The organism is Cupriavidus sp. CER-90 (assembly GCF_057652055.1).
Genome location: NZ_JBYGYM010000002.1, coordinates 3,089,004 through 3,106,591 on the forward strand (window position 1 = coordinate 3,089,004; position 17,588 = coordinate 3,106,591).

The 17,588-nt window shown below is 66.3% G+C and carries 20 protein-coding genes; 13 read left to right on the forward strand and 7 right to left on the reverse strand.

The window, feature by feature from the left end; genetic code table 11:
* Positions 1 to 80: 80 nt before the first annotated feature.
* The 3 genes from ku to AC24R4_RS24685 all read left to right on the forward strand — a co-directional run bounded on the left by ku (position 81) and on the right by AC24R4_RS24685 (position 3,571).
* On the forward strand, positions 81 to 995 hold the full coding sequence (gene ku, locus AC24R4_RS24675; protein WP_153947737.1) for a non-homologous end joining protein Ku: 915 nt from the start codon (positions 81 to 83) through the stop codon (positions 993 to 995).
* Between the two features lie 16 nt (positions 996 to 1,011).
* Complete coding sequence (locus AC24R4_RS24680) at positions 1,012 to 1,857, forward strand: tetratricopeptide repeat protein (RefSeq protein WP_487523752.1); 846 nt, start codon at positions 1,012 to 1,014, stop codon at positions 1,855 to 1,857.
* 112 nt (positions 1,858 to 1,969) lie between these two features.
* Entirely contained in the window at positions 1,970 to 3,571 is a 1,602-nt protein-coding gene (locus AC24R4_RS24685) for an EAL domain-containing protein (protein WP_487523753.1), read from the forward strand.
* A gap of 18 nt (positions 3,572 to 3,589) precedes the next feature.
* Here AC24R4_RS24685 and AC24R4_RS24690 read toward each other — a convergent pair whose 3' ends face one another.
* Positions 3,590 to 4,888, reverse strand: coding sequence for an Nramp family divalent metal transporter (locus AC24R4_RS24690; RefSeq protein ID WP_400397247.1), 1,299 nt, complete (start codon positions 4,886 to 4,888; stop codon positions 3,590 to 3,592).
* A gap of 251 nt (positions 4,889 to 5,139) precedes the next feature.
* On the opposite strand from AC24R4_RS24690, the gene AC24R4_RS24695 reads away from it, so the two are divergent.
* Positions 5,140 to 5,490 (forward strand): toxin, encoded by a 351-nt coding sequence (locus tag AC24R4_RS24695; RefSeq protein ID WP_487523754.1) that lies wholly within the window; start codon positions 5,140 to 5,142, stop codon positions 5,488 to 5,490.
* The gene (locus AC24R4_RS24700; RefSeq protein WP_487523755.1) at positions 5,480 to 5,794 is read left to right on the forward strand and encodes a helix-turn-helix domain-containing protein; all 315 of its coding nucleotides are present in this window, start codon (positions 5,480 to 5,482) and stop codon (positions 5,792 to 5,794) included. The genes AC24R4_RS24695 and AC24R4_RS24700 overlap by 11 nt, the downstream gene beginning before the upstream one ends.
* Before the next feature lie 35 nt (positions 5,795 to 5,829).
* Here AC24R4_RS24700 and AC24R4_RS24705 read toward each other — a convergent pair whose 3' ends face one another.
* The gene (locus AC24R4_RS24705) at positions 5,830 to 6,075 is read right to left on the reverse strand and encodes an FmdB family zinc ribbon protein (RefSeq protein WP_487523756.1); all 246 of its coding nucleotides are present in this window, start codon (positions 6,073 to 6,075) and stop codon (positions 5,830 to 5,832) included.
* A 225-nt stretch (positions 6,076 to 6,300) separates the two neighbouring features.
* Between AC24R4_RS24705 and AC24R4_RS24710 the strand changes: the two genes are divergently transcribed.
* Entirely contained in the window at positions 6,301 to 6,744 is a 444-nt protein-coding gene (locus tag AC24R4_RS24710; protein WP_153947730.1) for a MarR family winged helix-turn-helix transcriptional regulator, read from the forward strand.
* A gap of 12 nt (positions 6,745 to 6,756) precedes the next feature.
* On the opposite strand, the gene AC24R4_RS24715 is transcribed toward AC24R4_RS24710, so the two are convergent.
* Positions 6,757 to 8,133 (reverse strand): sensor histidine kinase, encoded by a 1,377-nt coding sequence (locus AC24R4_RS24715; RefSeq protein WP_400395686.1) that lies wholly within the window; start codon positions 8,131 to 8,133, stop codon positions 6,757 to 6,759.
* A complete protein-coding gene (locus tag AC24R4_RS24720; RefSeq protein ID WP_153947728.1) occupies positions 8,130 to 8,831 on the reverse strand; it encodes a response regulator in 702 nt (233 codons plus the stop codon). Before AC24R4_RS24720 ends, AC24R4_RS24715 begins: the two co-directional genes overlap by 4 nt.
* Positions 8,832 to 9,033: 202 nt before the next feature.
* Here AC24R4_RS24720 and AC24R4_RS24725 point away from each other — a divergent pair, with 202 nt between their 5' ends.
* The 6 genes from AC24R4_RS24725 (at position 9,034) to AC24R4_RS24750 (ending at position 13,905) form a co-directional block, all read left to right on the forward strand.
* Entirely contained in the window at positions 9,034 to 10,098 is a 1,065-nt protein-coding gene (locus AC24R4_RS24725) for a porin (RefSeq protein ID WP_153947727.1), read from the forward strand.
* 205 nt (positions 10,099 to 10,303) lie between these two features.
* Positions 10,304 to 11,350 carry a porin gene (locus tag AC24R4_RS24730; protein ID WP_487523757.1) on the forward strand — a complete coding sequence of 349 codons (1,047 nt, stop codon included), beginning with the start codon at positions 10,304 to 10,306 and terminating at the stop codon, positions 11,348 to 11,350.
* A 189-nt stretch (positions 11,351 to 11,539) separates the two neighbouring features.
* Positions 11,540 to 11,830, forward strand: coding sequence for a hypothetical protein (locus AC24R4_RS24735; protein WP_487523758.1), 291 nt, complete (start codon positions 11,540 to 11,542; stop codon positions 11,828 to 11,830).
* Positions 11,830 to 12,201: an OsmC family protein gene (locus AC24R4_RS24740; protein ID WP_487523759.1), complete on the forward strand. Its 372-nt coding sequence runs from the start codon at positions 11,830 to 11,832 to the stop codon at positions 12,199 to 12,201. Before AC24R4_RS24735 ends, AC24R4_RS24740 begins: the two co-directional genes overlap by 1 nt.
* Positions 12,202 to 12,240: 39 nt before the next feature.
* Positions 12,241 to 13,431, forward strand: coding sequence for an NAD(P)/FAD-dependent oxidoreductase (locus AC24R4_RS24745; RefSeq protein WP_487523760.1), 1,191 nt, complete (start codon positions 12,241 to 12,243; stop codon positions 13,429 to 13,431).
* A gap of 45 nt (positions 13,432 to 13,476) precedes the next feature.
* Positions 13,477 to 13,905 carry a DUF1641 domain-containing protein gene (locus tag AC24R4_RS24750; RefSeq protein WP_487523761.1) on the forward strand — a complete coding sequence of 143 codons (429 nt, stop codon included), beginning with the start codon at positions 13,477 to 13,479 and terminating at the stop codon, positions 13,903 to 13,905.
* A gap of 76 nt (positions 13,906 to 13,981) precedes the next feature.
* On the opposite strand, the gene AC24R4_RS24755 is transcribed toward AC24R4_RS24750, so the two are convergent.
* A complete protein-coding gene (locus AC24R4_RS24755) occupies positions 13,982 to 15,286 on the reverse strand; it encodes a PQQ-dependent sugar dehydrogenase (RefSeq protein ID WP_400397340.1) in 1,305 nt (434 codons plus the stop codon).
* A gap of 175 nt (positions 15,287 to 15,461) precedes the next feature.
* Entirely contained in the window at positions 15,462 to 15,947 is a 486-nt protein-coding gene (locus tag AC24R4_RS24760; RefSeq protein ID WP_487523762.1) for a GFA family protein, read from the reverse strand.
* A 251-nt stretch (positions 15,948 to 16,198) separates the two neighbouring features.
* Here AC24R4_RS24760 and AC24R4_RS24765 point away from each other — a divergent pair, with 251 nt between their 5' ends.
* Entirely contained in the window at positions 16,199 to 16,546 is a 348-nt protein-coding gene (locus AC24R4_RS24765) for a hypothetical protein (RefSeq protein WP_153947721.1), read from the forward strand.
* A gap of 98 nt (positions 16,547 to 16,644) precedes the next feature.
* On the opposite strand, the gene AC24R4_RS24770 is transcribed toward AC24R4_RS24765, so the two are convergent.
* The gene (locus AC24R4_RS24770) at positions 16,645 to 17,583 is read right to left on the reverse strand and encodes a LysR family transcriptional regulator (protein WP_400394416.1); all 939 of its coding nucleotides are present in this window, start codon (positions 17,581 to 17,583) and stop codon (positions 16,645 to 16,647) included.
* Positions 17,584 to 17,588 lie beyond the last annotated feature (5 nt).

The window sequence follows — 17,588 nt, forward strand, 5'->3', positions numbered from 1 at the left end:
GCGCGCACTGGCAGGCCCCGTGTCTCGCGGACTAGACTGGCTGGACGATGACCTGTTCCTTCTTGCGGGAGGATGTCGCCATGGCCGCACGTTCCATCGCTTCGCTGTCGATCAGCTTCGGGCTGGTTTCCATTCCGGTGAAGGTCTATTCGGCCACCGAAAGCAAGTCGGCCATCAGCTTCAATCTGCTGCACAAGGGGTGCGGGTCGCGGCTGCGCCAGCAATACATCTGCCTGAAGGAAGACGTGGTCGTGGAGCGCGCCGACATGGTCAAGGGCTACGAATTCGAGAAGGACCGTTATGTGACCTTTACGCCAGAAGAGCTGAAGGCACTGGAGGATGCGGCCGAGCAGACCATCGACATCGTGTCTTTCATGCCGCTGGGCGCCATCGACCCGATCTACTACGACAAGGCCTATTACCTGGGCCCCGACAAGCGCGGCGGCAAGCCCTACAACCTGCTGGCCGAGGCCATGCGGGAAACCGGCACCTGCGCGCTGGCCAAGTGGGCCTGGAAGGGCAAGCAGTACATGGTGCAGATCCGCGTGGGCCAGGACGGCCTGATCCTGCAGCAACTGCTTTATGCCGACGAGGTACGCGACATGTCCGACCTGCATGTGGAGCGTATCGACGTGGCGCCCGCCGAACTGAAGCTGGCGCAGCAGCTGATCGAGCAGAATGCGGTGGACGGCTACGACGCCAGCGCCTATGTGGACGAGGAAAAACAGCGCATCCTGGAACAGATCGACAAGAAGATCGCCGGCAAGAAGATCACGGTGGCCGCCGAGACGCCGGCGCCGGCCGGTGGCGAGGTGATCGACCTGATGGAGGCGCTGCGCAAGAGCATCGGCAACAACAAGCGCCAGCCGGCAGCCAAGACGGCCGGCAAGGCCGCCGCCGTCAAGGCGGCCGCGCCCGAAGCCCCGGCGCGCAAGACCGCCCGCCGGGCCACCGCGGCCCCGGCCGAAGCGCCAAAGCGCGCGGCGCGCAAGTAGGGCGCCTGGGGCGGCAATGCAAGCCTATTCGATGCGCGACGTGCAGGGGCTGCTGGGCATCTCGCGCAGCGTCATCACGGCGTTGATGACGGCCGGCGTGATCTCGCCCAGACGCGGGGCGCGTCAGGAATACCGCTTCACCTTCCAGGATGTGGTGCTGCTGCGCACGGCGCAATCGCTGCGCGAGGCGGGCGTGCCCACGCGCCATGTCACCCGGTCGCTACGGCACTTGCAGGGACTTGGCGAGGACGGCCGTCCGCCCACCGGCCTGCGCGTGACGGCCGTGGGCGGCGATGTGGCCGTGCAGGACCGACGGGGGCGCTGGCATGTGGATTCGGGGCAGTTCGTGCTGGACCTGGACGATGCCGATCACCGGCGGGCCGGCGCCGAAGTCGTCGAAATGCGACGTCGCGCCACGCGGCAGGCATCGGGCCCGATGCAGGACGAAATGGGCCCATCGGACTGGTTCGAACGCGGCGTGTCACTCGAACATGTGGCGCCACGTGATGCCGAAGCCGCGTACCGGCGTGCCCTGGCCCAGGCTCCCGACTATCTCGATGCCTGGCTCAACCTCGGCTGTCTGCTGTGCGACCAGGACCGGTTTGCCGACGCCGCCGCCGAATACCGCAAGGCCCTAAGTTATCTGCCATATCAACCGTTAATCCATTTCAATCTTGGCGTCGCCCTCGAGGATGCCGGTGCGAAGCGTGAGGCACTGGAAAGCTATCACGCGTGCATCGAACTGGCGCCCGACTTTGCCGACGCCCATTACAACGCCGCGCGACTGCACGAGGCGCTCGGCGACCCGCATCGGGCCATCCGCCATTACAACCAGTATCGCAAGCTGGAGCCGGTGGTATAGCCGGCAACATGCCGTGGTCACATCCCCCGTGTAGGCGCGCCGCCGACAGCATTGACACGCCCATCCGCTCCACAATCGGCGGAACCGGGCACAAGACGACAACAAGGGGACCTTGGCTTTGAATTTCTGGCAGGAGCGATTTGGCGGCTGGCATGTGTCACCGCTGGCGCTGCTGGGGTGGCTGGGTACGTGCCTGTGCTTTGTTGCGGTGGCGGTCTGGCTTGGCCGGCAGCGTGCCGATCATCTCGTCACGCAGCGCGAGGCCAGCATCGGCGCCGAGATCGTGGCAGCCCTGGAGCGCGTGGCGCAGACCGTCGATACGCTGGGCCGCCAGCACGTGGCGCCGCTGGCCGGCAAACCGTGCGCGCAAGCCGACCGTGCGCTGGCCACCGCACACAGCTTCATTCCTTATATCCGCACCGCCGCGCTGGTCGAACGCGGCGTCATCTATTGTTCGGGCACACGCGGGCCGGTCAATGTGCCGCTGACCTACTACTTTGCCGAGCCGCAACCGGGCGTGTCGCACCGGCTGATGCTGGTGCAGGGCACGCCGTTCCGCGAGTACGCGCCGGCGCTGGCGATGTTCCTGCCGCAGCCGGGCCAGCCCGACCGGGGCAGCTTCCTGCTGATCGAGGGGCGCTATGTCACCGATGCGCTGTCGCAAGGGCTGGGCTTTGGCGCATCGGAGATCGTACTGACCGTAGGCCAGGCGTCGATCTATCACGATGGGACCTATCTGCCCGCCCCGGCCAAGACGGCGGACGGCGTGACCACGCTGTCGAAGGCATGGCCGATGCAGGTCAAGGTGCTGGCGTCCTTCGAATACGTCAACGCGATGCACCGCAAGTACGACCTGCTGTATGGCGCCATTGGCCTGCTGGCCGGGCTGCTGGTGGTGGCACTGTTCCTGCTCGTGGCCGCACCGCGCCGCCTGTTGCTGCAGGCGGTGCGACAGGCACTGAAGCGCAGCGAGTTTCATCTGGTGTACCAGCCCATCGTCGAGGTGCACTCGCGGCAATGGATCGGTGCCGAGGCCCTGCTGCGCTGGCAGCATCCGCGCTGGGGCAGTATTCCGCCAGGGTCGTATATCGAGACAGTCGAGTCGACGCCGCTGATCGACGACATCACGCATTTCGTGCTGCGCCGGGTGGTGGAGGACATCAACCGTTACGGCCCGCCCGCGCCGCTGCACGTGGCGGTCAACGCGGCGCCGCTCAGCCTGCGGCGGCGCACGTTCCTGGGGGACCTGGCTGCCTTGCAGCGGGCCATGCCGGACGGGTCGGGGCTGGTGCTGGAAATCACCGAGCGTCATCTGCTGGCGGACACCGGCGCCACCCGCGAGGCATTCGACCGGCTGCACCAGGCCGGCATCCGCCTGGCCGTGGACGACTTCGGCACCCGCAACAGCAACCTGGACCTGATCAAGAGCTTTCCGTTCGACTACCTGAAGATCGACCGCCAGTTCACGCAGGACGTGGACGCCAATGCGCAGGCGCTGCTGCGCAGCATCGTCAACATGGCGCATCACTTTCATCTGGTGGTGATCGCCGAGGGGATCGAAACCGAAGCCCAGCATGCACTGATCGTCGAAGCCGGGGTGGACTGGGCGCAGGGCTACCTGTACCAGCGGCCCGCCGCGCCGGCCAGCATCCTGGGGCGGCGCGGTATCTGGGTCAAGGAACGGGACGACATTGGCGAAACAGCGATGGTGTAGGAAGTCGCAGAGCCGCGCCTACGCCAGTGCCGCCTGCCACAGCAGCGCCACGTTGAGCAGAATGATGATCACCGCCGAGGCGCCCGCCAGCGCCAGCGGCACGCCACGCACGCGCCAGGCCCCCATCAGGTGGCGGTCGGCGCCAAACAGGATCAGCGGCACCACGGCCAGCGGCAGTGTCAGGCTGAGCACGACCTGGCTGGCCACCAGCAGGCTGGCGGAGCCGTGTTCGCCGAACACCCAGACGGCGGCCAGCGCCGGCACGATGGCCACGGCACGGGTCAGCAGCGCGCGGCGCATGCGCGACATGCGCAGGTCGAGAAAGCCTTCCATGACGGCCTGTCCCGCCAGCGTGCCGGTCAGCGTCGAATTCAGGCCGCATGCCAGCAGTGCCACAGCAAACAGCAGGCTGGCCAGATCGGAGTGCAGCAGCGGTGCCAGCAGGCGATGGGCGTCGGCCAGGTCTTCCACATCGGTCAGCCCATTGGCGTGGAACACCGAGGCCGCCAGGATCAGCAGCGCCGCGTTGATCAGGAAGGCAAAGCCGAGCGAGCCGAACGTATCGAGGCTCATGCCGCGCAGGATTTCGGCAAAGGACCGGCGCCGTGCCACGCGACTGCCCGGCGGCGGTGTGAAGCGGCGCACCAGCGAGGAATGCAGATAGAGGTTGTGCGGCATCACCGTGGCACCGACGATGCCGGCCGCCAGCCACAGCATGCCCGCATCGCGCACCAGATCGGCGGACGGCGCCATGCCGCCCAGCACGTCGGCCCACTCGGGCTGGGCCATCGCCAGTTGGGCCACGAAGCAAAGGGCCACCAGCAGGATCAGCCCGGCGACCATGGCTTCCATGGTGCGCTGGCCATAGCGTTGCACGGCCAGCATGGCCAGCGTCACAACGGCCGCAATCAGCACGCCGACCCAGAGCTTGACGTGGAACAGCAACTGAAGCGCCACCGCGCTGCCGACCACTTCAGCCACATCGCAGGCAATGATCGCGATTTCGCTGGCCACCCACAGGCCAATGGTCACGCGGCGCGGAAATTGCTCGCGGCACAGCTGGGCGAGATCGCGCCCGGTGACCACGCCCACCCGGGCGGCAATCCACTGCAGCAGCATCGCCACCAGGCTCGACAGCGCAATCACGATCAGCAGGCTGTAGCCGTACCTGGCGCCGCCCGCGATGGCCGTGGCCCAGTTGCCAGGGTCCATGTAGCCCACGGCCACGAGCGCGCCGGCGCCCAGGAAAGCCAGGCGCGACCGCTGCGGCGGCTGTGCGGCGGGCAAGGTGGCGGAGTCAATGGGCGGCGGCGGCATGGTGTGGTGGGTCGGTCATGTGGAGTCGGCTGACCCCATGGTGCATTCTAGGACGTTGTTGAGAATAATTCCCAATTGGCTTTGCCTAATCGGGGGATTGCTTTCGCATTCGCCCGGCGGACACAACGTTTAACGTTTTCGGCACAACCGGACACGTTCTCGGATGCCCGGCGCGCCTACAGTTTGGCTTCCCGGGTTTTGCCTTCCATGCCCGTTCCCTCTTTCCAAACTATACGTAAATAACGTACACTATGTACGCAACCTTTGTTGAGCTTCCGCCATTCGAGCGGTGCCGGGCCGATTACCTGGACGATGACGCATTCCGCCGCCTGCAGGCGCTGCTGCTGACCAATCCCCATGCAGGCGACGTGATCCCCGGGACGGGAGGCTTGCGCAAAGTGCGCTTTGTCGACGGGTGGCGACAGAAAGGGAAGCGCGGTGGTTTGCGAGTGATCTACTACTACTGGCTCGGCGGTGCCCAGTTCTGGCTATTTACGGTCTACAACAAGGACACCGCCGACGATATGACGCATCGACAGCGACAACAGCTTGCTGCGTTGCTGGAAAGGGAACGGAATGTCAGGAACCGATATGACGCGTGACATCTTCGCTGAACTGATGGAGGGATTCGATGCCCTCGCTGCCGAACGGCAGGGAAAGGCTACGCTGCGTTCGCACAAGGTGCGAATCGACGAGTTGCAGGCGATTGCCGCCGAAGAACTGGTCGAACTTCGCGAACGGTTGAATATGTCGCGCCCGGTGTTCGCGATGTATCTGAGAATCAACCCCCGCACCCTGGAGAACTGGGAGCAGGGGCGCGCCAAGCCGAACGCCCAGGCGACGCTGCTTATCCGGCTCGTGCAAAAGTACCCCGAGACAATCCAGCGATTGGCATCGCTGGGCTAAGCGTCAAGTCTTTGCCCGCGCGGATCGAAGGGGTGTCAGCGGCTCCAGCCGCCGCCGCTGGCTCGTCCCGCGAGCTTGACCGGACCGCAGCAGGCGCAGGATGCGCCGTGGCTGGGGCCGGCGCCTTCCGTGCTGCCGCCGGCAAGGCCCGGGGCGGCCACCAGCGCGCGCGTGGCAGCTTCGCCGCAGTCGGGACAGATGGCGGGATCGTCGCGGCGGGCCATGGGCCGGATTTCAGAAAAGTCGCCGCAGATAGGGCATCGGTAGTCGTAGGTCGGCATTGCCGCTCCAGGGACGGGGCCAGTTTCAAGGCTGGCCAGGGCCAGCAAGTGTCGGATTGGCGACCAGCTTAGCGTAATCCATGGCGGCGTGTGCAAGGTTGTCGTCGTCGGCAAGCTGCACGCAGACCAGACTCGCGCCCGAAGCCGGGGATCCACCGGGGCAAAGCGTGCCATTCAGGGTTTTCGACACCAAACCGAATCGTTCGACTCCCTATAATCCCGCGCATGGAAAAGAATCTTGAAAAGCGCTTCGGCTTTCTGGTGTCGGACGTGGGCCGCTTGTCCGGCAAGCGGTTCGACGACCTGTCGCGCTCCACACTGGACCTCACGCGTGCCCAGTTCCGGGCGCTGGCCTACCTGTCGTATCACGGCGAAATGAACCAGGCCGGGCTGGCCGACCTGATGGAAGTGGCGCCGATTTCGGCCGGCCGGCTGCTCGATCGCATGGAAGAGGGCGGCTGGATCGCGCGTCGTCCCAACCCGGAAGACCGCCGCGAGCGCATGGTGCGCATGACCGACAAAGCCGATCAGGCTCTGGACGCCGCGCAGCATGTGGGTGACGTAGTGACCGCCCAGGCCCTGGATGGCTTTTCCGAAGCCGAGGCCGACCAGTTCGTCGAATTCCTGCGGCGCGCCCGCGCCAATCTGTCCCGGCCCCAGCAGGGGTAACGCGCACCGGGTCTACCCCGGAAAGTCCACCACCACCGTCAACCCGCCGCCCGGTGTATCGGCCAGTGCGACGGTGGCGCCATGCAGCCGCGCGATTTCGCGCACGATGGACAGGCCCAGGCCGCTGCCTTCGCGGCTGGCACTGGCCTCGCCGCGATAAAAGCGTTTGAACACCGATTCGCGCTCGAACGGCGCCACGCCGGGGCCGTTGTCCTCCACCAGCAGCCTGCGCCCGGCCACCCGCACCGTGACCATGGCGCCCGGGCCCGCGTAACGCACGGCGTTGTCGATCAGGTTGCCGATCAGTTCCTGCAGCAGTTCCGGCTGGCCGCTGATATCCGCGTGGGTCTCCGCATCGCCGTCGAACCCCAGATCCACCCCTTGCTGGCGGGCCGTGGGTGCCCAGTCCAGCGCCACCTGTTGCGCCAGCGGCCCCAGCCCCAGCAGCCGCAGCGTCGGGGCGTAGCCGCTGTCGGTTTCGAGCCGCGACAGCGATAGCAATTGCGCCACTTCCTTTGCCGCCTGCCGGACCGATCCATTGAGCCTGGCCACGTGACCGCGCACGCCGGCCAGGTCAGTTTCGCGCAGCGCCAGTTCCGATTCGGCCTGGATGACCGCCAGCGGTGTCTTCAACTGGTGGGCGGCATCGGCAAAGAAACGCTTGCGCCCCTGCACCATGCGGTGCAGCCGCGCCACGTACTGGTTCACGGCGGTGACCAGCGGCCGGATTTCGACCGGCAGCGTGGTGTCGCCGATGGGCGCGAGGTCATCGGGCCCGCGCGCGGCCACGGTGTCCGACAGGCGCTGAAGCGGCCGCAGCCCGCGCCGTACGCCGAACCAGACGATGACCAGCGCCAGGCTCACCAGCATCAGTTCCTGCAGCAGCGACCCGATCAGGATTTCGTTGGCCAGCCGCTCGCGCGGCTCGGTGGATTCGGCCACCAGCACCCAGACCATCTGCGTGCGCGCGGAACGCACATCGTGCAGCGGCAGCGCCATGGCGGCCATGCGGACGGGCGTGCCGCGGAAGTCGGCGTCGTAGAACTGCGTCCGATACAGCGAGCGCACCGGACCGGGCGGCATCGGCAGATCGTCGTAGCCGGTGATCGTGGCGCCGTGCTCGTCGCGGATCTTGTAGTAGACGCGCGAACCCGCCTCGGCATCGAACACCTCCAGCGCCAGATAGGGCACCTCCACCTCCACGCGGCCATCGCGCAGCTTGATGCCTTCGCGCATGGCTTTCAGCGACGCGGCCAGGGTGCGGTCGAACGCCTGGTCGGCGGCGGCCATGGCGCGGCGGTCGGTCAGCCACGCGTCCAGCGCCAGCAATACCAGCAGGGGCAGCAGCAGCCAGAGTGTCAGTTGCAGCCGCAGGCTGCCGGCCTTCATGCGCGCGGGCCCGCGCCGGCGGCCGCAGCGGTGTCCTGCGCTTCGAGCAGATAGCCCAGGCCGCGCAGCGTGACGATGCTGACGCCGGAGCCTTCCAGCTTCTTGCGCAGCCGGTACACGTAGATTTCGATGGCGTCGGCGTTGACCGACTCGTCGATGCCGAAAATCTTCTCGGACAGGGCGGCCTTGTTGACCGCGCGGCCGTCGCGCAATAGCAGAATCTCCAGCACGGCCCGTTCGCGGCCGGTCAGTTGCAGCAGTTCGCCGTTGAGCGTGAACGCGCGGCTCACGCTGTCGTAGTGCAGCGGGCCGCAGGCCAGTTCGGTGCGGTCATGGCCATGGCTGCGCCGGATCAGCGCGCGGGCGCGGGCTTCGAGTTCGGTCAGCGCGAACGGCTTGGCCAGGTAGTCGTCGGCACCCAGGTTGAGGCCGCGTACGCGGTCGTCCACCGATCCGTGGGCGGTCAGGATCAGCACCGGCAGCGGATTGCGGCGCGCGCGCAGGCGGCGCAGCACTTCCAGGCCGTCCAGGCGCGGCATGCCGATGTCTAGGATGGCCAGCGCGTAGTCTTGCGTCGTCAACAGGTGATCGGCACTGGCCCCGTCATGCATGCAGTCGACCGTGAAGCCGCTCTGGCTCAGCGATTCCGTCAGGGAGGCGGCCAGTTTCAGGTTGTCTTCGGCAAGCAGGATACGCATGGGGCTACGGCAAACGGGGGTCTACGGGGAATCGCGCTGGAGTGATACCCGTTACCGGCGCCGGCGCCTAGCTGGGGAAAGTCCCAATCGTGGTGCATCCCCCACGGCCAAAATCGCAGGCGTATCGAAAGCGAACTGAAAGTGAGGCCCCCATACCATCCGCTCCGTTCACGACAGACCAGAACAACAAAGGAGACTGAGGATGAAACGGAAGGCAGTGGCCCTGGCCGCGTTGGGTTGCGTGGTATCGGGCGGCGCGGCGGCGCAATCGAGTGTGACGCTGTATGGCCTGGTGGATTCGGGTATCGAATACGTGAACCATGCCAGCGCCAACGGCAATTCCCTGGTGAAAATGACCTCGGGCGGCAAGAACACGTCGCGCTGGGGCCTGCGCGGCACCGAAGATCTGGGCGGCGGCCTGAAGGCGATCTTCACGCTGGAATCGGGCATCGCCGTCGATACCGGCAAGCTGGACACCGACAACACGCTGTTCGACCGCCGCGCGTGGGTGGGCCTGCAGGACAAGAACCTCGGCAGCATCCGCCTGGGCCGTGACTTCACCACGACCTATGACTTCATGCTGCCGTTCGACCCGATGGGCTACGCGCCGAACTATTCGTGGGCCACGTCGTCGACGGCCACGGGCGGCCGCAAGGACGGCATGTTCTCGCGTTCGACCAACATCGTGCGCTATGACGGCCAGTTCGGGCCGTTCAAGGTGGGCGGCACGATGGCGTTCGGCGAAGTGCCGGGCAGCTACAAGAGTTCGTCGAAATACGATCTCGGCCTGGGCTACAACGCGGGCAACTTTGCCGCGGCCGTGACGTGGGATCGCCAGATGGGCGCGGGCGCCAGCACCACGCCGGCCGATGCCACCGACTACATCCAGGGCATCCACGCCGGCGCCAGCTACGACTTCGGCCCGCTGTCGGTGTACGCCGGTTATCGCAATTACCGCAAGACGTTCACCACCACGGCCGCCAAGCAGCTGAGCGACATGTACTGGGTGGGCGCGGCTTACGACTTCACGCCGGCCTTCACGCTGTACGGCGCGGTGTACAAGCAGAACATCAAGGGCGACACGGATGGGGATCCGATCATGATCTCGATGCGCGCCCAATACAATCTTTCCAAACGCACCTCAGCGTACCTGTCCGCAGCGTATGCCAAGGCGCGCAACGGCCAGAACGTGAGTGTCTCGCGCGATTTCGTTGGCTATGCCAACAATCAGGTCGGTGTGACGGCGGGCCTGCAGCACCGCTTCTGATCGTTGTTTTCAGGCTGCCGTGGTGGGCAGCCTTCCGGCGGTGCGAGGGGCTCGCGCCGCCGGTTTTTCATTTCTGGCCCCCGCTTTGCGGCCTTGCGGTGAAGCACGCCTGCCGTGGATCAAAAGGACTTGCAAAAGCGCGGCCTTGTGCCGGCACCGGACCTCACGCCGTACGTCCAAACAGGAACGTGCAAGGAGGTCTGACATGAAACGCAAGGCAGTGGTACTGGCCGCAACCGGCCTGGTCTCGACAGCAGCAGACGCGCAGTCCGGCATCACGCTTTATGGGCTGCTTGACGTCGGCGTCGAGTACCTCAGCAACGCCGGTCCCGATGGCAAATCGACAGTGGGGATGGTCTCGGGCGGCAAGAACATTTCCCGCTGGGGCCTGCGCGGCGCCGAGCCGCTCGGCGGCGGCATGACCGCCATTTTCAGGCTGGAATCGGGCGTCCAGGCCGATACCGGCAAGTTCTATGGCGACCGCGGGCTGTTCAACCGGCGCGCGTGGGTGGGCCTGGAGCACGAAACGCTGGGCAGCATCCGGATGGGCGCCGACTATTCCACGACGTTCGACTACATGGCGCCGTTCGAGCCCATGGACTACGCGCAAAACTATTCCTGGGCCATGGCCTCGACAGGCTCCGGAGACCGGCAGGACAGCATGTTCGTGCGATCGTCGAACGTGGTGCGCTATGACGGGCAGTTCGGTCCCGTGAAGGTGGGCGGGACGCTGGGCTTCGGCGAAACGCCCGGCAGCTTCAAATCATCGTCGAAATACGATCTGGCGGTTGGCTACACGGCAGGCGGTTTTTCGGCGATGCTCACGTGGGACCGCGTCAATGGGGCCGCCGGCGACCCGACAGACTATGCCCAGGGCATCCATGCCGGTGCCAGATACGACGTTGGCGCGCTGAAGCTCTTTGCCGGCTATCGCAATTACCGCAAGACCTTCACCACGGCGGCCCCCAACCAGCTGAGCGACATGTACTGGCTGGGCGCGGCGTACGACTTCACGCCCGCCTTCGCGCTCTACGGCGCGGTCTACAAGCAGAACATCAAGGGCGACACCAACGCCGATCCGATCATGGTCTCGCTGCGCGCCCAGTACAGCTTCTCCAAACGCACCCTGGCCTACGTGTCCGCAGCCTATGCCAAGGCGCGCAATGGCCAGCCTGTGAGTGTCTCGCGCGATTTCGCTGGCTATGCGGACAACCAGGTCGGTGTGCTGGCGGGCCTGCAGCACCGCTTCTGATCGTTGCTCCGGGCTGCCAGGCCTGCTTTCCGGCGGTGCGAGGGGATCGCACCGCCGGTTTTCATTCTGGCGGCCGTTCCGCCGCACATGTCACCCGTTCGCGTGAGAAGCGCGGACTTGTCATTTAAACCGTGCCAGTACTGACATAAAGATTCTTCAGTAGCGTCGCGACATCGAATGCATATGCTAATGAGCATTCCCGATGCCCCCGGCATCGCGCCATGGAGCGCCAACCATGCGATTGATGTCGATGAACGTGAGCGAGGGCCGGCCGGATGCGCGCTGGGATCCCATGCTGTATCTGCAGTTTTCCGATTGGCGTCGGGCCTGCGCGCCGTGACCGATCATCTCGACGACAGCGAGCGCGGCCGCTTTCTGGCGCAGTACGTGCCACGGCTGCGCAAGCTCTATCCAAATGGCGCCGATGGCCGCACGCTGTTTCCGTTTCGACGGCTGTTCGTGGTGGCGCAGGTCCACTGATGACGCCGCTGCAGGTTTCCGCGTCGCGCCAGGGCCCGTCGTACGCCGTGACGATCCGCAGCGGGCATCACGTGGTGCTTGCCGATGCGGCCGCCGACGGCCTGCGCGGCGGAACGCGGCCGCATGAACTACTGGCGGGCGCCTTGGCAGCCTGCGTCTGCATCACCATCGACATGGCCCACCGCGACGCGCAACTGCCGCCGTACCGCGTGGATGTCCGCCTGGACCGCCAGGGCGACATCACCGCCTTCGAGATCGACGTATTTTTCCTGGACGCCATATCGGCCGACCTGCATGCGCGCGTGCTGAAGACGGCGCGTGAGTGCCCGGTCTGCCAGACACTTTCCCGCCCCGTGCGGATTCGCGTCTGAGCGGCATGTTCTCTCGATGATCCTGACCAGGTGGGGACGATGAAACAACGCATACTGATCGTAGGGGGCGGCGTGGGGGGCACGATGCTGGCCAACCAGCTGGCCGGCAAGCTGTTCCGCGAGATCGTCGACGGCGACGTCGCCGTGACCGTGCTGTCCGATACGGACGATCACTTCTACAAGCCGGCGTTCATGTATGTGGCGTTCGGCGCGTTCTTCCGCGAGGAACTGGTACGGCGCGAGCGGTCGCTGCTGCGGCCGGAGATCGATTTCGTGGTGGATGCGGCCGAGCAGTTCCATCTGGGCCGCCGGGAGGTGCAGGCCCGCAGCGGCAGGCGCTATGGCTACGACTATCTTGTGATCGCCACCGGTTGCGTGCCGGCCCCGGAGCGCATCGAGGGGCTGGGCGAGGCGGGCGACCATTTCTACCAGTACGCGCCGGCCCGTCAGCTGGCCGAAAAGCTCGCGCGCATCCAGCGTGGCCGCATCTTCGTCACGGTGTCGTTCCCGAAGACGCACAACGTGCCACATCAGTGCGGCATCGCGCCGCTGGAAACCACGTTGATGCTCGACGACTACCTGCGCCGGCGCGGGGTGCGCGAGCGGGTGGAGATCGTCTACACCTACCCGACCGTCTCGCAGTTGCTGCGCAATTGCCTGTTCCTGCAGAAGCCTACCTGCGATGTCGTGCCGGCCCTGTTCGAGCAGCGCGGCATCCGCTATCAGCGCGGCTTTACCCTGGCACGCGTGGACCCCGGCCGGCGGGTGGCGTATTCGGAAGAGGGCGCCGAGCAGCCGTTCGACATCCTGATGGCCACGCCGCCCATCCGCGCCGTCGATGTGGTGCGCCAGAGCGGCCTGTCCGAAGCCGCCGACGACGAGGGCTGGCTGCCCACTGACCATGAGACCTTGCAGGTGCGCGGGCATGAGCGGGTTTACGTGATTGGCGATACCGTGGATCTGCCGGTCAGCAAGGCCGGCGGCTCGTGCCACAACCAGGCGCCGGTGATCGCCGACAACATCGCGGCATCGATACGCCTGGGGCGTCCGGTCGCGGCCTACGACGGCAAGGTCCAGGCCGTTGCCCAGCTTGGGCTATCGGCGGGCATGCCGCTCTGGTACGACTACCAGCGGGACGTGCAACCGATGCCGCCCACCAGGCTGGGTGGCCTGCTGCGCCAAGGCTTCAATCGCGGCGCCTACTGGGCGGTTGCCCGGGGCATGCTCTGACCGCCGCGCCTGCCATCACCCGATGTGAGTCACTGTGGAGTCCCCATGGCATCCATACCCGAGGCTTCCGAGCCAGGCCTTGCGCCGCACCTTGCCCACCATCTGGCCGACAGCCAGCCGGTTGACCCGGCGCCGGCGGCCTGGGCAGAACTGTCTCCAAGGCTGGCCCCGCTGCTGCTCGGCGCGCGGCTGGACAACCTGGTCGACATACTGGCGCTGATGGCCGATCTTGTCGATTTTCTCGATCCGGCGATGATCGAGAAAGTCAGCAGCGTGTTCGAGGAAGGCGTGGCGGCCCATGGCGCGTTAAGCGGCGCGCTGCGGCTGGCCGCAGCCCAGACCCGGCGGGACACCGAGCCGCCAGGTACGCGGGCCCTGTGGGCGCTGGCGCGCGATGCCGATACGCGGCGCGGTCTGGCGTTATTGCTACGGACGCTGCAGATCGTCGGACGCGCGCAGCGCCCGTTGGCATGACGGCGCAGGCGCCAAACGCGGGCAGCATGCCTGGGAGCGACTTCGCGGCACCACTTCGCGGCACGACTTCGCGCCATTACTTCGCCGCGCTCACGCGCCAGACCACGTTGCCCACGTCATCGGCCACCAGCAGCCCGCCGGTCTTGTCGATCACGACGCCTACCGGGCGTCCCTGCGCCTTGCCGTCCTGATCCAGGAAGCCGGTCAGCACGTCGAACGGCGCGCCGCGCGGCTTGCCCTGGTCGAACGGGACGAAGATGACCTTGTAGCCCGAACGCGGCTTGCGGTTCCATGAGCCGTGCTGGCTCACGAACATGCCGTCGTGGAACTGGGGCAGCAGGCTGTTGCCCGATGCGCCGGTCATGCCCAGCGACGCCGTGTGCGCGCCCACCGCGTAGTCGGGCACGATGGCCTTGGCCACCATGTCGGGCGCGGGCGGCTTCACGCGGTCGTCCACGTGCTGGCCGTAATAGCTGTACGGCCATCCGTAGAAGCCGCCGTCGCGCACGGAGGTGATGTAGTCGGGCACCAGGTCGCTGCCGATTTCGTCGCGCTCATTGACCGATGTCCATAGCACCTTGGTGGTCGGCTCCCAGACCATGCCGTTCGGATTGCGCAAGCCGCTGGCGAAAATACGATGCTGGCCGGTCTGTCGATCGACTTCCCAGATGGCGGCGCGGCCGGCTTCCTTGTCGATGCCGTTCTCGCCCGCGTTGCTGTTCGATCCCACCGTGACATACAGCTTGCTGCCGTCGGGGCTGGCGATGATGTTCTTGGTCCAGTGGTGGTTGATCGAGCCAGCGGGCAGGTCCACCAGTTTCTGGCCCGGCGCCGAGATGCTGGTCTGGCCCGGCGTGTACGGGAAGCGCAGCACGGCATCGGTATCGGCGACGTAGAAATCACTGCCGACCAGCACCATGCCGAACGGCGAGTGCAGGTTTTGAAGAAAAACCGATCTCTGGTCGGCCACCCCGTCGCCATTGGTGTCGCGCAGCAGCGTGATGCGGTTGGCGCTGGGTGTGCCGGCGCCGGCGCGCTCCTGCGTCTTCTTCATGATCCAGCCCCGGGTGCCCTTATGGTCGTCAGGCTTGGGCGGCGCGTTGGTTTCCGCCACCAGCACGTCGCCGTTCGGCAGCACGTACAGCCAGCGCGGATGGTCCAGCTTGTCGGCATAGGCCGCCACCCGCATGCCGTCGGCCGCCACGGGCATCTTGCCGTCTTTCCAGCCCTCGGCTGGGGCGATATGGATGGTCGGAAGCACCGTCTTGTGCGGCGCCGGCAATTGCGGGTTCGGACCGATGCCCGCCGTATCGGGCAACTTGGCCGATTCGCCGCAGCCGACCAGCAGCGTGACCGCCACGATCGCAAACAGCGATGCCATCGGATAAATCAGATATTGGCGATAGTCGCGCATGGCGGGCTCCCAGATGCCGTGTCTGATTCGAGCATAGGAGCGCACTTGCGCGATGTATGTCAGCGCCGGTGCAAGACCCTGTCAGGAGCCGTCCGACCCCGTGGCAAGGCCGTTCCGGGCCGCATCGGCGCTGGTCTGGCGTCTACTTCAGCAGGTCATGCCGCGCGTGCCATTCGCGCAACGATTCGTGGGGCCAGGTGCCCACATGGCGATGGCCCTTGCCGCGCGGCACATCGACCCACGGCGCGACGTAATCGAGACCGGCCTCCACCACATCGGGCGGCCTGGGCAGCGGCGTGTCGATGGCGCCCGCATACGGATGGACCAGGTCCGGCCAGCGCGGGTCCCACATCCAGAGCGGGCTGCCGCACAGCCTGCAGAAGTGGCGGTACCCCTTGGACCGCACCGGCCGCTTGCCGGGCTCGCGGATCACGGCGTGGAAATGCGCCACATGCTGCTGGCCGGCCACGCGCAGCGTATGCGCATCGCCGCCCAGATTGATGCCATAGCCGCCGCTGCCGCCGGTCTTGCGGCAGATCGAGCAATGGCAATGCAGGTAGGGGTAGGGCGAATCGGACTCAAGGCTGAACTGCACCGCGCCGCACTGGCACGATCCGTCGAGATGCATGGCAACTCCCCTGGAATCGATGGTCGATGCGGTTCAGTGTGGGCCACGCGCCTGCCTCGATCAAGCGGAAAACATCGCAAAAATCGTCAGAAACTGTGGCGTTGTCGGGCGTTGTCTGTCAGTGCGGGCGAGGTTTTGTAAGGAGATGTGTGAATGCGGCACACGGGGCACCGTGTGGCTTCTAAACTGGGCACGCGGTGGGAAACAACGCACCCGTCGTTTTCGATAACAACCACCTGAGAGGTCTCAACATGTCCAAGCAACGAACCATTCGCACCACGTCCCTGATTGGCGCCCTGGCAGCCGGCATGATCTCTGTCACCGCCTTCGCACAGACCACGCAGGCGCCGGCCGCCCCGGCCGACATCACGACTGCGGCCCCGCCGGTCACGACCCAGGTCCAGCCGCCGAAGGACCCGCTCGTGGAACGCCGCGAGGCCCGCAAGGCCGCCAATGACCAGTACAAGGCCGAGAAGAAGGCGGCCAAGGGCGAGTACAAGCAGGATGTGAACGCGGCCAAGTCCGAGCGCAAGGACGCCAAGAAGGCCGCCGACGAGACGGCCAAGGCCGAACTGCAGAACGGTACGACGAAGCAGTAAGGCTTGATGGCCGCGATGTCTGTTTCCCCCTCTTCCATGCCTGGGAGAGGGGGAGCCAAACCACCGGACATCGGCGGCCTATACCCGCTTATACCCGCCTATACCAGCCGCGCCCCCGGCCAGGCGCCCGACATCACGATATTGCGCACGGACTGGCGCACCGTCTGCATGATGTCCCACAACTCCGGCACCACCGGCCGGTTGCGCGCCGTGGCCATCGCCACCTGACGCGTCACCACCGGGTCCACCAGCCGCGCCGAATGCAGCCGGCCCTGGGCCACGCGATCGGCCACGGCCGCGAACGGCAGCAGCGTGGCGCCGCAGCCGTCTTCCACCAGCCGCATGGCCACCGTGTTCGAGGCATCGCACTCCATTGCCATGTTCAGCGAGGTGCCGACGCGCGCCGCCAGCGATTCGGCCAGCACGCGCAGCCCGTGCGACGTGCTGGGCAGGATCAGCGGCACTTCGCCCAGGCGCCGCACCTGGAACGTGGGGCCGAGGTGGCTCCATGACGTGGGCGTGACCAGCGTCAGGTCTTCTTCCAGCAGCACGTCCACCTTGAGCGCACCCTGCTGTTCGGGCAGGTAGAGCAGGGCCACATCGATATCGCCGGCCGCCAGCCACGCCAGCACCGGGTTGGCCAGACCTTCCACAAAGCGGATCTTCGTCGCCGGAAAGCGCGCCTTCAGCGCCGTGCCGATGGCCGCGAACGCGGTATTGGCGATGGTCGGCTGCGCCGCGATGACCAGCTGCGCCGGCCCTTGTGCGGTGGAGGCCCGGACCGCCGCGCGCGCCTCGGCCAGCGTGGCGGCCACCTGTCGCGCGTACCCCAGCAGCGTGGTACCGGCCTCGGTCAGCACCACGCCCCGGCCGCTGCGATGAAACAGCCGGGTGTCGAGCGCGGCCTCCAGCCGTGCAATCTGGCGGCTGACCGTTGACTGGTCGGCGCCAAGTTCCAGCGCGGCGCGCGAAATGCTCTGCGTGTTGGCCACGCAGACAAAGCACGCCAGATCGTCGGAATTCAGCGCGGCGGACATGGTTG

Bases quoted from the DNA above. Each gene is read 5' to 3' on its own strand.
- ku (WP_153947737.1), top strand. From the start codon at position 81: ATGGCCGCACGTTCCATCGCTTCGCTGTCGATCAGCTTCGGGCTGGTT.
- AC24R4_RS24680 (WP_487523752.1), top strand. From the start codon at position 1,012: ATGCAAGCCTATTCGATGCGCGACGTGCAGGGGCTGCTGGGCATCTCG.
- AC24R4_RS24690 (WP_400397247.1), bottom strand. From the start codon at position 4,888: ATGCCGCCGCCGCCCATTGACTCCGCCACCTTGCCCGCCGCACAGCCG.
- AC24R4_RS24695 (WP_487523754.1), top strand. From the start codon at position 5,140: ATGTACGCAACCTTTGTTGAGCTTCCGCCATTCGAGCGGTGCCGGGCC.
- AC24R4_RS24700 (WP_487523755.1), top strand. From the start codon at position 5,480: ATGACGCGTGACATCTTCGCTGAACTGATGGAGGGATTCGATGCCCTC.
- AC24R4_RS24705 (WP_487523756.1), bottom strand. From the start codon at position 6,075: ATGCCGACCTACGACTACCGATGCCCTATCTGCGGCGACTTTTCTGAA.
- AC24R4_RS24710 (WP_153947730.1), top strand. From the start codon at position 6,301: ATGGAAAAGAATCTTGAAAAGCGCTTCGGCTTTCTGGTGTCGGACGTG.
- AC24R4_RS24715 (WP_400395686.1), bottom strand. From the start codon at position 8,133: ATGAAGGCCGGCAGCCTGCGGCTGCAACTGACACTCTGGCTGCTGCTG.
- AC24R4_RS24720 (WP_153947728.1), bottom strand. From the start codon at position 8,831: ATGCGTATCCTGCTTGCCGAAGACAACCTGAAACTGGCCGCCTCCCTG.
- AC24R4_RS24725 (WP_153947727.1), top strand. From the start codon at position 9,034: ATGAAACGGAAGGCAGTGGCCCTGGCCGCGTTGGGTTGCGTGGTATCG.
- AC24R4_RS24730 (WP_487523757.1), top strand. From the start codon at position 10,304: ATGAAACGCAAGGCAGTGGTACTGGCCGCAACCGGCCTGGTCTCGACA.
- AC24R4_RS24735 (WP_487523758.1), top strand. From the start codon at position 11,540: ATGAGCATTCCCGATGCCCCCGGCATCGCGCCATGGAGCGCCAACCAT.
- AC24R4_RS24740 (WP_487523759.1), top strand. From the start codon at position 11,830: ATGACGCCGCTGCAGGTTTCCGCGTCGCGCCAGGGCCCGTCGTACGCC.
- AC24R4_RS24745 (WP_487523760.1), top strand. From the start codon at position 12,241: ATGAAACAACGCATACTGATCGTAGGGGGCGGCGTGGGGGGCACGATG.
- AC24R4_RS24750 (WP_487523761.1), top strand. From the start codon at position 13,477: ATGGCATCCATACCCGAGGCTTCCGAGCCAGGCCTTGCGCCGCACCTT.
- AC24R4_RS24755 (WP_400397340.1), bottom strand. From the start codon at position 15,286: ATGGCATCGCTGTTTGCGATCGTGGCGGTCACGCTGCTGGTCGGCTGC.
- AC24R4_RS24760 (WP_487523762.1), bottom strand. From the start codon at position 15,947: ATGCATCTCGACGGATCGTGCCAGTGCGGCGCGGTGCAGTTCAGCCTT.
- AC24R4_RS24765 (WP_153947721.1), top strand. From the start codon at position 16,199: ATGTCCAAGCAACGAACCATTCGCACCACGTCCCTGATTGGCGCCCTG.
- AC24R4_RS24770 (WP_400394416.1), bottom strand. From the start codon at position 17,583: ATGTCCGCCGCGCTGAATTCCGACGATCTGGCGTGCTTTGTCTGCGTG.